This window comes from Sorangium sp. So ce185 (assembly GCF_051526825.1).
Classification (GTDB): domain Bacteria; phylum Myxococcota_A; class Polyangia; order Polyangiales; family Polyangiaceae; genus Sorangium; species Sorangium cellulosum_D.
This window is the reverse complement of sequence record NZ_CP150316.1, coordinates 8652147-8664375: the sequence shown is the minus strand read 5'-3', so window position 1 is coordinate 8664375 and position 12229 is coordinate 8652147. Positions and strand designations below refer to the sequence as shown.

Genomic DNA, 12229 nt, shown 5'->3' with positions numbered 1-12229 from the left:
GCGGGGACACCGTCCCGTGTCAAGAAGGGGGCATGCGCTCGGCAGGCGCCCGGCCGGAGTCGGGGACGGGTCGGCCGCCGCAGGGCGGGTATCCCGCTCGCCGCCTGGATCCTGTGCGGTGGTGCCCGCTCGCTCGTCTCCGGGCTGCGCCGGCATCCAGCTCGGACCCGGGGTCGCCCCTCGCCGGCCTCGTGCCCGCCGTGGAACTTCGTGGAGTCCTGTACCCTGGGGTCACCTGCCACGCCCGCTCCCCGTGATGCCGCCCACATCAATCCGCCCCAAGTCCAGCGTCGGCGAAAGTTATCAGGTCACGCGCGGAGCACACGAAAAGCAGAAGATACGGCTCTCGCCGTGTCTTCCTGGTGGAGGCGCCGAGAATTGAACCCGTGCCCCGACACGCGACGCGCCCGTGCGCTGTCGACGTTTGCCGTGACGAAACCTGGTCACGACGCGAGGCCGGCGCCGAGCCGGCCGTCGATGCCCTCGCAGTTCGGGCAGGTCTCGACGGCGCCGAGCATCAAGGTCCCGGCCGCAGAACGGCACGGACGGCGCTCAACGTAGACTTAGCTCCCGTTCCCACCGCTCCTGCTCCGCGATCGCGTCGTCGGCGGCTCGTACTCCCTCGACGAACAGCGCGGCGAACTCCGGGTCGTTCAGGTCGAAGCCGAGCCGGCGCATGATGAGGCGATCTTCCGGGGGGACGGAGCGGAGGATCGCGGCGGCGGAGCGGGGGCGACGGGCGGGACGCATGCTGCGAGCGTACCAGACTGTGCGCGCAGACCGTAAGGTCGCGCGGTTGGTTCTGGCCTGGCCCGACACAAACGGACGAGAGCGCGTCCGCGTAAGCGTCCTGTGCCGCGGACCGGGCGGGCGGCTACCGGGCGGCAAGGGGCGCTGCTCGCGCGCACGGCCTTTGTCCCACCGATGCTGGCGTTCCCAGCAGTGCGTCGTAGGGTGCCACGTGACTGCGAACACGACTCATCGGCATCGAGTGCCTGGACGAGGACCAGCTCACGCTCGAGGGCGTCACCTACGCGCTGGAGCCGCCGGGCAACGGCGGCAATCCGCTGGAACCACGATGGCAGCACGGTGACAGCGGAGGACGGCATCGCCGTCGAGACGCTTCGTTTCCCTGAATAGGAACTGCGCGCATGGCGCCGACGCGTCAGTCGACCGACGGCACGGTCGCGTCGACCCGGGTCGGCAGCCCGCGCGCGCCCGCCGGCGCGCGAAACGCGGCGCCGGACAGCTCCCGACGCATGCACGTGGCCGCCTCGTCGTAGCGGGGGTCGGAGGCGCTCCCGATGATCGTCGGCACCACGATGTAGCCCTCGGCGTCGACGTTGAACTCCACCCGGACGGCGTCGGGCGGCAGGATCTTGCCGTCCGGGTCGCGGCAGCGCTGCACGAGATCCCAGTAGAGCTGCGCCCGCGCCGCCTTCTCGATCGCGGGGCTCGACATGTCGGCCTGCACCATGGGCGCGCCGATCTCGACGCGCGACCGCGGGGCGGGGGCAGGGGAGGGCGCCGGGGCCGGCGGGGGCGCGGAGGGCGCCGGCAGGCCGGTGTTCGTGCCGATCTTCGCGAGGCTCGCGCCGTCGCCCGGCCTGGGCGCGGCCTGCCGCGCGGCGGCGAGGATCTCCTCGAGCGCGCCCGGCTCGGCGGAGCTCGCCGCCGGCGGCCCGCCCGACCGGGGTTGGGCGCCGCGCTCGCTCAGGGACGCCGCGGCGCTGCGCGTCCAGGGGGTGTGCGCCCCGGCGTCGGCCTCCGCCGGCGGCGCGGGCTCGGGGCGGCCGCAGGACGCGAGCAGCGGGAGCAGGACCACGAGCGCGGTGCGCACGCCGAGAGGGTCGATCGGATGGGCGTCGCGCGCAACGGCGTCGGCGGTGTAGCGTGACCTCGCACGTCGATGCGCGCGCTCCTCGCGATCCTGCGGATCGGTCTTCGCTCGCTGCGCGAGGGGCGCGGGGCGCACATGTCGGAGGGGCCGGCCGGGGCGCAGGCGCATGAGGCCGGGGCGCAGGCGCAAGAGGCCGGGGCGCAGGCGCAAGAGGCCGGGGCGCAGGCGCAAGAGCCGGCAGAGCGCCGCGGCGCCCTCTCCGGAGCCCTGCGCCGCGCGCCCGGGGCGCGCCTGGCCTTGGTCGTGGCGCTCTCCTCGCTCTCGGGCGCCCTGTCCGGCCTCCTGCCGGCGATGGCCGGCGCGGCCCTCGGCGCCGTGGCCGGCCGCGCGGCGTCGCCCGGCGGCGCGGCGCCCGCGAGCGGCCTCGGCGGCGCGCTCGCCCGCCTGCTCGACGGCGCGCCGCCGGCGGCCGTGGTGCTCGCCGCGCTGGGCGCCACGCTCGCCTCCGCCTCCGCGGCGGTGCTGTCGGGCCGGAAGAGCTCCGAGCTCGCCGGCGACCTCACCGCCGCCTTGCGCGTCGCGCTCTTCCGCGCGGCGCTGTCCGCCTCGCCCCGGGACGTCGACGCCGCTGGGCGCGCGCTCCTCGACGCGCACGCCGCGGGCCCCGCGGGCCCCGCGGCGCCCCTGCCGCCGGCCGGCCCTGGCCCGCGGCCCGCGGCGCCCCTGCCGCCGGCCGCCCCCGGCCCGCGGCCCGCGCCGCCCCGGCCGCCGGCCGGCCCCGGCCCGCGGCCCGCGCCGCCCGCGCGGGGCGCCGAGGTCGTGCGCCTCGCGATCGCGCGCGACGCCGGCCTCGTCGCCGACTTCGGCGTCGCCTTCGCCGCCGGCCTGCCCCAGGCCCTCGCGACCCTCGCGGTGCTCGCCGCGTCGCTCGTCTCCAGCGGCATGGCGCTCGTCCTCGCGGGCGGCGCCGCGCTCTTCGCGCTCTCGCGCCTCGCCGCGGACCGGGCCTCGGGCCGCGTGGCGCGCGCGATGCGGGAGATGCAGCACGCCGACACGGCCGTCTTCAGCGCCCTCGGCGAGGCGCTCGCGGGCGCCGAGGACCTGCGCCTGCTCGGCGCCCGCACCCAGGTTGAGGGCGAGCTCGCCGGGGCGGCCTACCGGGTCGCGGACGCCCGACGCCGGTTCGGCCAGGCGCTCGCGGTCTCCGGCCAGATCAAGGGGGTGTTCGCGGCGCTCTCGCCGCTGGTCATCGTCGCCGCCATCGCCGCCTCCCGCGGGGACGCCGGCGCGGGCGAGGTCGGCGAGCTCCTGCTCGTGGTGCCGCTCCTGATGGCGCGCCTCGAGGCGCTCGACGCGCTCCGCGCCGGCTTCCTCGAGCGCGCCCCGCTGCTGCAGGCGACCCTCGCCCTGCTGCGCCTGCCGGCGTACCCGCCGCCCGCGGAGGACGGCCCCGCCGCCGCCGGGCCCGCTTTCGCCGCGGTGGCCCAGGGGCCGGGCGGCGGCCTCGCGGCCGCTCTCGGCGGCGAGGCGAGGCGCCCGCTGGCGATCGCGTTCGAGCGCGTCACGTTCACGCCGAGCGGCGCGACCCGCCCGGTCCTCGACGACGTGTCGCTCTCGATCCCGGCCGGCGCGGTGGTCGGCATCTGCGGCCGATCCGGCAGCGGCAAGTCGATGCTCCTGCGCCTCTTGCTGCGGCTCGACGAGCCGTCGTCCGGCGCGATCGCCGTGGGCGGCGTGGACCTCCGGCGGATCCCGCCCGGCGAGCTCCAGCGGCTCTTCGGCGTGGTGGGCCAGTCGGCGCGCCTGTTCGAGCGGAGCATCCGGGACAACCTCGCGCTCGGCCTCGAGCCGCCGCCGTCCGACGACCGCATGCGGGAGGCGCTCCGCCAGGTGGAGCTCGACGAGCTCGCGGGCCCGCAGGTCGCGCCCGGCGCGCCGCCGACGACGGCCGCCGCCGCGGACGCGGCGGGGCCCGCGGGCGCCGCTCAGGCCGCGGCGCGCGGGCTCGCGACCGAGGTGCGCGCCTCACCGCCGAGCCTGTCGGGCGGCGAGGCGCGGCGGCTGCTGCTCGCCCGGGTGCTGCTGCGCGATCCGCGCGTCTTCGTCCTGGACGAGCCCGAGGCGGGCCTGCCGGGCGCGACCGCCGAGGCGCTCCTGCGCACCGCGTGCGAGGTCGCCGGCGGGCGCACCGCGATCGTGGTGACCCACGCGCCGCACCTCCTCCGGTCGACGTTCAACGTGCTGCTCGACGGGGGCAGGGTCGCGGCGGTGGGCACGCACGAGTCGCTCCGCGAGAGCTCGCCGCTGTACCGATCGCTCCTGGCCGAGGCGCTGCAGCGGTCCGCGGCGAGCCCGACGCGCTCGCCGGACGCCGCGCGATGAGGCCCAGCGTGGATTCGGCCTGCGCGCGCCGCGGGCGCGGGGGCGCGCTCCGTCCCTGGAGCGCCCCCGCGGCCCGTCCGGCGCGCGTCGCCAGCGCCGAGCGGTGTCGTTTCCCTTTCGTCCTCGCTCCGGATCAGGTCGGGCCCTGGGCGCCGTCCAGGATCCATTGCCGCAAGACCTCGAGCTGCTGCGGGCTGACGGTCGGCCCGGTCGTGCTGGGCGGCATCACGCCACTGATGCACTGTGCCATGTCGGTCTGCACGCAGCCCGCGGTTTCCGCCTTGCCAGAGGCCTTGAGGTAGAGCCAGCTGCGGTCGGGATCGCCCGGGACGACGAGCCTGTACTGGCCGCCGCCGATGGAGGGCTGGTTGACAAGGCCGTCGACGATCTTCTTGGAGCTGATGTGGCCGCCGAGCGTCAGCTTCGCGTTGGGCCCCGTCTCGGCATGGCAGCCGCTGCACAGGTTGGTCCGGCTCTCGAAGATGGGCCGCACCTTCTCGTGGAAGAACCCCGACTCCACCGGCAAAGGCTCGTTGGGATTCACGACGTCGTCGGGATCCAGGTTCTGCTGGATGATCTTGATCTCGGTGTCCATCTCGCGGCACTGCGCCTCGAGATCCTCCTTGAGCTTCCGGTCGTCCGGGGTGAGGCCCTTGGCGCGGCGATACTTCTCCCACACGTTGTCGATCCAGCCGTGGAGCTTCCAGAACATGTAGTTGTCGATGTTGGCGTTGGTGTTGTTCACGCCGTGCGTCGTGTTGCCCGGCCGCGCCCACTTGGCGTGCAGCACGAAGTGGAGGCCCACCCACGGCATGTTGGTCGCCCCCGCCAGCCGCTGGCCCACGTTGCACTGGAGCCAGAAGCCGAGCGTGCCTTCGTCCGGGAACCTCGCGAGGTTCTCGGGCTTGTCGATCTCGTCGCCGATCCTCCCGGCCTCGAGGGCGGCCGAATCCCAGTCCTTCCACTGGTTGCGCCACTGGGGCGGCACGTCCTCCGCCTTGGTCGGGAACTTGGAGAAGCCCTCGAACTGCTCGCTGTGGTTGGGCCAGAGCTGCTTCAGCGCCTGGATCATGTGGCGGTGGAACACCAGGAACTGATAGCCGTCGCCGGCGGTCTTGCAGTTCTGATCCTTCGGGACCAGGTTGGTGAACGAGCAGATGTTCACCTTGCTCAACCCGCCGCCGCCCGGGAGGTTACAGGCGCGGATCGCATGCCACTCGACGTGGGCCGCCTGCCAGGAGTGGTCATACATCCACTTCAGGACCTCGGGCTGCACCGTGGTGTCGACGATCTCCGGATCGTTGTTGCCGGGCGGGAAGAAGTCAGCGGGCCCGTCCTTCATGGTGGGGCTCGAGTCGCTCGGGTCGGGCATGTAGCCGTTCTTGCAGTGGTCGTACGGATGGTCGTCCGTGCCGCCTGCGCCCGTGCCGCCCGAACCCACGCTCGCGTGGTCGCCCGCGCCCGCGCCCGAGCCCGAGCCCGTGCCCGCGTGCGAGCTCGAGCTGGCGCCGCCTGCTCCGACCGTCGCACCGGGCCCCCCCGCGCCGCCCTCGGGCTCGCCGGTCAACGAGTTCCCATCGTCGCTGCCGCACGCGCTCAGCGACAACGCGGCCAGCGCCGCGAGCGCGGCCAGGCACTGTCGAGATCTACGGCGGTCGGTTGCAGAAACGTGTAGCAGGTCGTTGAATCGCATGTCGCTCTCGCACTCCGGTAAGCTTAATCCGTCAGGTGCGACCCGCTCCCACATCGGAGCGGGCAACCACACACTATCAGCGGCATGCCTGCTCCTTCCGCGGAGCGAGCATGCAGCAGGGATATTGGATGTTACTGGATTTGTATGTTCTCTCGGCCTCTGAATGAGCTCATGCTGGCTGGCGACGGAGCGAAGACGGCCCTTCCGACGTGTAAAGTTGCTGATAGGGTGTCGCTCTTCCAGGAAGGGCGGATCGGGCAAGGCGTCTTCGGAACCTGCGCCTGACCAGTCCCGGTATATGCCCTTCGTCCCTGTATTTGATCTCGAGGACGAGCTCGGACTCCGCGTCTCCGGTGCCGAGCCCGTCAAACTCGGTGCATTCAGCGACGGCGGCCGGGAGCACCCCGAGCAGAATTCGCTCCGCTACGAGCGCGGCGCGCCGACGAGCGCGAGGCGCTCGCTCGCGCGCGGTGACCTGGGTTGGCGGAGCTCGCTCGCCGTCATTCTGAACCGCGCCGCGAGCCGATGTGTTCGTCGTGCGGTAGTGCTCAAATTTGCCCGGAGAGAGTTCACATGAAGGCGGGAAGGCAGGAAGATCATTGATCTTTTCTTCCCGCCTTCCCGCCTTCATGTTCAATTTGGGGCACTGCCCGTCGTGCGGTGCGGCGGGGGAGCTCCGCGGCACCGGATCCGATCACGTCGATCGCACGTAGATGACGAAATCGACCGTGGCGGTGGCGCCGCGGTACTCCACGGACGCGGTCACCGTGGCCACGCCGGGCGCCTCGGTGCGGATCGTCCCGCGGCGGTCGACGGAGACCACGCGGGGGCGGTTGCTGCGGAAGCTCACCCGCGTGCCCGCGGGGAGCGGGCGGCTTTCGCCCTTGGTGATGTAGCCGTAGAGCGTCTCGTCGGTCAGCGAGACGGTGAGCTGCGGATCGATCTCCGCGCCGACGGGGAAGAAGACCCGCTGCTGGATGCCGAGGTCGTGATCGCCCACGATCTGCGGTTTGGCGGTCGCCACGGCGGCCGTCGGGCGGAGCGCGCCGGTCACCGTCACGAAGGTCTGCTCCTCGATGTCCTCGTCCGCGGCGGAGCGCGCGATCTGGAGCGCGTAGGTGCCCGCGTCGACGGTATAGCGACCCTGCTCCTGGTCGAAGAAGGCCAGATCGGCGACGGGCAGCTCGAAGCTCACGCGCCGGGTCTCCCCGGGGCGCAACGAGATCTTCTGGAACGCGCGCAGCCGCTTCCTGGGACGCTCGAGCGAGGCGGGGGCGTCGGGCGTGCTCACGTAGAGCTGGACCACCTCGGCGCCGGCGACGCGCCCGGCGTTGCTGACATTCACGCTCACCCGCAGCGCGCCATTCGCGTCCACGCGCTGCCGATCCGCGCGCAGTCGGGTGTAGCGGAAGCTGGTGTAGCTCAGGCCATGACCGAACGGATAGGTGACCGGGCCCTGGAAGTACATATAGGTTCGTCCAAGGCTGCTCGCCGTCGGTCGAACGGCGTAATCGTCGATCGGGGGCAGGTCGGAGAGGTTCGTGTACCAGGTGAAGGGCAGGCGGCCGCTCGGGCCAGCGGCGCCGAGCAGGACGTCGGCGAGCGCCTCGCCCTTGCGCTGGCCGTTGTAGGAGCTCCAGAGCAGCGCCGCCACGCCGGGCTCGAAGCTGCCGACGTCCATCTGGCCGACGGTCTCCATATAGACGATGGTGCTCGGGTTCTGCGCGGTCACCTGTCGAATGAGCTCGGCCTGGGCGCCGGGCAGATCGAGGGTGGTGCGGTCCACGTCCTCGCGCGAGTGGCGACCGTCGGTGCCCACGTAGACGACCACGACGTCGTAATCGGCGGCGGCGGCGACGGAGGCCGCGTCCACCTCGGCGAGGGTCTCCGGCGTCACGCCGGGGTAGAAGTCGACGGCGGCGTCGGGGTTGATGGCCTGAACGGCGGCCTTGATGCCGCTGTAGCCGTTCACCGTCTTGGCGTTGCCCGCGGGGCCTTGGTCGCTGGAGTAGCCGCCCAGGAAGACCTCGGCGGGGTTCGCGTAGGTGCCGATCACGGCGAGGCGGAACGCGCCGCGGCGCGGGACGCGGAGCGGCAGGAGCTTGCCAGTGCTGCCGTCCTTGCGCCGGGTCTCGCTGTTCTTGAGGAGCACGATCGCCTCGGCGCCGACCTCGCGCGCCATGGCGAGCCGCTCGGGCGTCTCGGTGATCGCGCCGTTGTCGTCGCTGTTGAGCCACGTCCCCGGCGCGACGCGGGCCCGCGCCTGCGTGACCCAGGGGACGCGGGCGTCGTCGTCGAACTCGCCGAGGCGCATGCGCGCGGCGAAGAGCCGAGTGACCAGCGGGTCGACGTCGTTCTCGTTGAAGATGCCCGTCGGCGTGGGGATGGCGCGCGCGACCGCGTCGGGGAGGGTGTTCGCGTAGCTGAAGCGGTCGTGATAGCCCCAGTTGCAGTTGAGATCCTCGCCGGCGACGGCGGCGAAGGCGTGGCGCTCGACGGCGTCGAGCGGGTGGGGATAGCCGGGCGGCTGCCAGCGGTGCCCGGCCTGGATCTCGCGGATGGCGTCGCAATCGGAGGTGAAGAAGCCCCGGAAGCCGAACGTGGAGCGCGCGAGCACCTCCTTGAGCTGGATGCTGGCGGCCACGGGGACGCCGTTGACGCGGTTGTAGGCGCTCATGATCGACGCCGGATCGGCGGCGCGGATGACGTCGCGGAACTGCGCCGTGTAGTACTCGCGCAGGGTGCGCTCATCCATGTCCGAGCTGCCTCTGCGGCGGTTGAACTCGCTGTTGTTGGCGGTGTAATGCTTGAGCGTGGTGTTCACCTTGAGGTAGCCGCGGCCCTCGGGCAGGGGGCGGCCGCGCTGGTCTTTGCCCTCCATGCCGTTCACGAACTGCGCGGCGATGGCGGCGGTCAGCACCGGGTCCTCGCTGAAGGCCTCGTCGTTACGGCCCCAGCGTGGATCCCGCGCCAGGTTGATGGTGGGGGCGTAGACGTTGAGGTCGAGCTTGTTGTCGCGGAAGATCTCGCGCGCCTCGTCCGAGATCATGCGCGCCTCGCGGTACATGAGCTCCGGGTTCCAGGTCGAGCCGAGGGACAGGTCGACGGGATAGGACGTGGTGTTGACGGTGTTGGGCGGGTTGCCGCCGTGGTTGACCTGCTCGCGGGCGACGCCGTGCGCGGCCTCGTTCCACCAGCCATAGGCGGGGATGCCGAGCGATGGGATGGCCGCTGCCTGGCTGCTGACCATCTGGCTGGCCTTTTCGGCGAGCGTCATGCGGGAGACGAGATCCGCGGCGCGCTCCTCGGGCGAGTAGCGGCGGTTCAGGTAAATGGGGGTGTCGGCGGCCCGCTCGGTCGGGTCGAGCGCCGCCGGGGCGAGGGGCGCCGCGGGCTCGGCCGCGTCGGGAGGGGCATGGTCCGACGAGCAGGCCGCGATTGCGGTCAGCGCGAGGGCGCCGCGGAGCGCGGAGAGCGCGCTTATGAAAGCCAGGTGCTTGAAGGTCATTCGTTGGCCTCTTTCCGTGGTGACAAGACGGTGGAAAGGCTCCTACCTGATGCCCTGTGCTGTGTGATGCCGGTTACATATAGGAAATGCGGGCGAGCGGCAACGGAATGGGGGGGCGACCTCAACCTGGGTCGGCGTTGGCGACCTCAACCTGGGTGGGGCCGGCGGGGGTCACCTCAACCTGGGTCGGCTCGGCGACCTCAACCTGGGTCGGGGCGACCTCAACCTGGGTGGGGCCGGCGGGGGTCACCTCAACCTGGGTCGGCTCGGCGACCTCAACCTGGGTCGGCTCGGCGACCTCAACCTGGGTCGGCTCGGCGACCTCAACCTGGGTCGGCTCGGCGACCTCAACCTGGGTCGGCTCGGCGACCTCAACCTGGGTCGGCTCGGCGACCTCAACCTGGGTCGGGTCGGCGGCCTCAACCTGGGTCGGGTCGGCGGCCTCAACCTTTGTCGGGTCGACCTCAACCTGGGTCGGGTCGGCGACCTGGGTCGGGGCGGCGGGTCGGGGTCGGGTCGCGCAACTTGACGGGAGCACGATTTCAACCTGGGTCGGGGCGCCGCCGGTGCGACCTGGGTCGGGTCACCTGGGCCGCGCCTCGGCTCCGGCGACTCAACCCTGGGTCGGGGCGGGGTCAGCGGCGCCACCTGGGTCGGATCGCGGGACGCGGCGCAATGTCGGAACGAAACGCCTCGGGATAGGCTACGCTCCGAGCCCGTCTATGATTCATCATCCCGGACACCGAATCTGCCTCACGTCGTGGGAGCTGCTTCAGGTCTTTCACGGAGCGGTCATCCCTCGCCAGGGAGAGCTGCTGCTCATCGAGAAAGACGGATGCGAGTCGAAGTACCGCGTGGAACGGGTCATGTACAAGATGACCAGCAACCACGAGCTCATCGCCACCGTCTTCGTGGAGCCAGCGTGATCCCCTCCGGCATACATCGGAGATCGACCGTGGACCGTCCCTGATGCCTCGTCGTACGACGATCCAGGCGATGCACGGGAACCACGGCTGCTCCCGCGGTTCCCCCGAAGGATCACAGGGACGAGCTCGAGCGACGCGCTACGCGCCTCCGGGAAATCCCAGGATGCGAGCTCGATGGGCGGGAGGTGAAGGAGAGGTCTACGCCTTGCCCGTGACCTTGTCCCATGCGTGCCGGACGGCGGACTTCATGTGCTCCCAGGTCCCGGGGTTGCGCTCCTCCCAGGCCTTGCCCGCCTCCGCCTCGATGGTCGTCCAGTCGTGTCCCTTGAAGTTCTGGGACGTCCCGAGCTGATAGCCGAACAGATACGCGGGCGCGACCTGGTCGTAGGCATAGCCGTGCTTGGAGTAAGGGCCCGCCTGGTAGTGTTGCCGGAAGTCGGTGTCGTAGCGCTCGTACGCCGTCGTCCCGTTGCTGCGCTCCGCCGCGCTGACCGGCTCGACGTGGACCTCCGTGTGGCGCAAGGTCTCCCGGATCTGCTCGGTCCTCTGGGTCACCGCCTTGCTGACGACGACCTCCTCGATGACGCGCGCCTTCTTCGCGACGACCGCCTCCTCGTCGGTCTCGACGAGCTCCACGGTGCCGGACTGGAAGGTGTCGAGCGCCGCCGGCTGAACCGGCCGATCCACCGGGTGCCGCTCGACGTGGACGTGCTCCTCGCGCAGCCTCACCGACTCCTGGACCGGCTGCTCAACCAGCCGGCTCGAAACACGCACGCCGCCGCGGTTCACGTCGCGCTTGCCGACCTGCAGCTCCTCCTCGATCACGGGGACCGCGATCTGCTCCTGCAGGACGTCGGCCCGGAGCTCATCCGTCTTCGCCGTCGAGGGGGCGGCCTTGGCGGTCTGCTGGGACCTGCTCAGCTGCTGAGAACGCTGGGACGGGGACATGGAACGTTCGCTGTGATTCATGACGTGACCTCCATGATGTCGTGGTCCATGTGGACCGTTATCCCCTCGCGCCACGCGCGAAGGTGGGGTTCGTGACTCGATCGCCCGGGCGCCGGAGCCCGTCCGACGATCCTTATTTCTCGTCGCGATCGCGCGGGGGCACGCGCTCCACCCGCACGTCCTCGCGGCGGAGCGTGACGCGCTCCGGCGGGCTCATCTCGACCGAGCGGACCCGCGTGATGCGGAGCTCCTCCTTCAGCACCAGGCGCTTCTCGACGAAGAGCACCTCCTCGACGACCGGTACGATCAGAGTGTCACCCTCTTGACGGGTCGCCGGCGGCTCCGTCACCACCCGATCGACGGCGACGCGCTCCACGACCACGCGCTCGCTCACGAGCGGCTCCTCGACGGCCTCGACCCGCTCGTGAACCTGCTTCGTGATGCGGACGCGGCCAGACTCGACCGTACGCTTCGTCACCTCGAGCTCCTGCGCGACGACTGGCATGATGAGCTCGTCGGTGATCTCTACGCTCCTATCCGCCGGTTCCTGGCTGCTGCTCGAGTCCTGCACGGTGCCCCGGTGCGCGCCCCTCCACGGAGCGCGGTCGATCGTCGGTTGAGTCGCTCCCCATGAGCGCTCCCCGGCTGGAGCACGGTCCGGGCCAAGCGCGATCGCAGGCGCCGAGGCGCGGTGGGCAGCGCGATCTCCCCTGCCGCGCGCCGCGCCTCGCGAGGCATCGCGCCACAGGCCTGCTGCGAAGGAATATTTACAAAGTGCCTGTTGCCGGGGATCGCGACGCCAGAGGTGATGACCAGAAGGCCACACGTGAGGCCGCAACGCGGTTCAGCTCTGGGCGCACCGTGAGGCGCGTCGATCGCGGATCACTGGGTCGCTCGCCTGTCGCCCTTATCGTCGTGCCGATTGGGCGCTT

The 12229-nt window shown here is 71.7% G+C and carries 10 protein-coding genes; 3 read left to right on the top strand and 7 right to left on the bottom strand.

Annotation, left to right across the window (positions count from 1 at the left end):
* Positions 1–552 precede the first annotated feature (552 nt).
* The gene (locus WMF26_RS31720; RefSeq protein ID WP_437313495.1) at positions 553–678 is read right to left on the bottom strand and encodes a hypothetical protein; all 126 of its coding nucleotides are present in this window, start codon (positions 676–678) and stop codon (positions 553–555) included.
* A 487-nt stretch (positions 679–1165) separates the two neighbouring features.
* Entirely contained in the window at positions 1166–1840 is a 675-nt protein-coding gene (locus WMF26_RS31715) for an energy transducer TonB (RefSeq protein WP_437995750.1), read from the bottom strand.
* Between the two features lie 69 nt (positions 1841–1909).
* Here WMF26_RS31715 and WMF26_RS31710 point away from each other — a divergent pair, with 69 nt between their 5' ends.
* Positions 1910–4222, top strand: coding sequence for an ATP-binding cassette domain-containing protein (locus tag WMF26_RS31710; protein WP_437995749.1), 2313 nt, complete (start codon positions 1910–1912; stop codon positions 4220–4222).
* Between the two features lie 133 nt (positions 4223–4355).
* Here the strand turns inward: WMF26_RS31710 and WMF26_RS31705 are convergent, their stop codons facing one another.
* The gene (locus WMF26_RS31705) at positions 4356–5789 is read right to left on the bottom strand and encodes a hypothetical protein (protein WP_437995748.1); all 1434 of its coding nucleotides are present in this window, start codon (positions 5787–5789) and stop codon (positions 4356–4358) included.
* Between the two features lie 424 nt (positions 5790–6213).
* Here WMF26_RS31705 and WMF26_RS31700 point away from each other — a divergent pair, with 424 nt between their 5' ends.
* Positions 6214–6492: a hypothetical protein gene (locus WMF26_RS31700; protein WP_437995747.1), complete on the top strand. Its 279-nt coding sequence runs from the start codon at positions 6214–6216 to the stop codon at positions 6490–6492.
* A gap of 117 nt (positions 6493–6609) precedes the next feature.
* Here WMF26_RS31700 and WMF26_RS31695 read toward each other — a convergent pair whose 3' ends face one another.
* Positions 6610–9423 (bottom strand): glycoside hydrolase family 3 C-terminal domain-containing protein, encoded by a 2814-nt coding sequence (locus tag WMF26_RS31695; RefSeq protein WP_437995746.1) that lies wholly within the window; start codon positions 9421–9423, stop codon positions 6610–6612.
* Positions 9424–9544: 121 nt separating this feature from the next.
* A complete protein-coding gene (locus WMF26_RS31690) occupies positions 9545–9961 on the bottom strand; it encodes a hypothetical protein (protein ID WP_437995745.1) in 417 nt (138 codons plus the stop codon).
* Between the two features lie 184 nt (positions 9962–10145).
* Here WMF26_RS31690 and WMF26_RS31685 point away from each other — a divergent pair, with 184 nt between their 5' ends.
* The gene (locus tag WMF26_RS31685) at positions 10146–10349 is read left to right on the top strand and encodes a hypothetical protein (protein WP_061623806.1); all 204 of its coding nucleotides are present in this window, start codon (positions 10146–10148) and stop codon (positions 10347–10349) included.
* A gap of 198 nt (positions 10350–10547) precedes the next feature.
* On the opposite strand, the gene WMF26_RS31680 is transcribed toward WMF26_RS31685, so the two are convergent.
* Both WMF26_RS31680 and WMF26_RS31675 read right to left on the bottom strand, forming a co-directional pair.
* Positions 10548–11318, bottom strand: coding sequence for a YsnF/AvaK domain-containing protein (locus tag WMF26_RS31680; protein WP_437332086.1), 771 nt, complete (start codon positions 11316–11318; stop codon positions 10548–10550).
* 112 nt (positions 11319–11430) lie between these two features.
* Entirely contained in the window at positions 11431–11802 is a 372-nt protein-coding gene (locus WMF26_RS31675; RefSeq protein ID WP_437995744.1) for a DUF2382 domain-containing protein, read from the bottom strand.
* Between the last annotated feature and the right edge of the window lie 427 nt (positions 11803–12229).

Bases quoted from the DNA above. Each gene is read 5' to 3' on its own strand.
- WMF26_RS31675 (WP_437995744.1), bottom strand. From the start codon at position 11,802: ATGCCAGTCGTCGCGCAGGAGCTCGAGGTGACGAAGCGTACGGTCGAG.
- WMF26_RS31710 (WP_437995749.1), top strand. From the start codon at position 1,910: ATGCGCGCGCTCCTCGCGATCCTGCGGATCGGTCTTCGCTCGCTGCGC.
- WMF26_RS31700 (WP_437995747.1), top strand. From the start codon at position 6,214: ATGCCCTTCGTCCCTGTATTTGATCTCGAGGACGAGCTCGGACTCCGC.
- WMF26_RS31680 (WP_437332086.1), bottom strand. From the start codon at position 11,318: ATGAATCACAGCGAACGTTCCATGTCCCCGTCCCAGCGTTCTCAGCAG.
- WMF26_RS31685 (WP_061623806.1), top strand. From the start codon at position 10,146: ATGATTCATCATCCCGGACACCGAATCTGCCTCACGTCGTGGGAGCTG.
- WMF26_RS31695 (WP_437995746.1), bottom strand. From the start codon at position 9,423: ATGACCTTCAAGCACCTGGCTTTCATAAGCGCGCTCTCCGCGCTCCGC.
- WMF26_RS31720 (WP_437313495.1), bottom strand. From the start codon at position 678: ATGCGCCGGCTCGGCTTCGACCTGAACGACCCGGAGTTCGCCGCGCTG.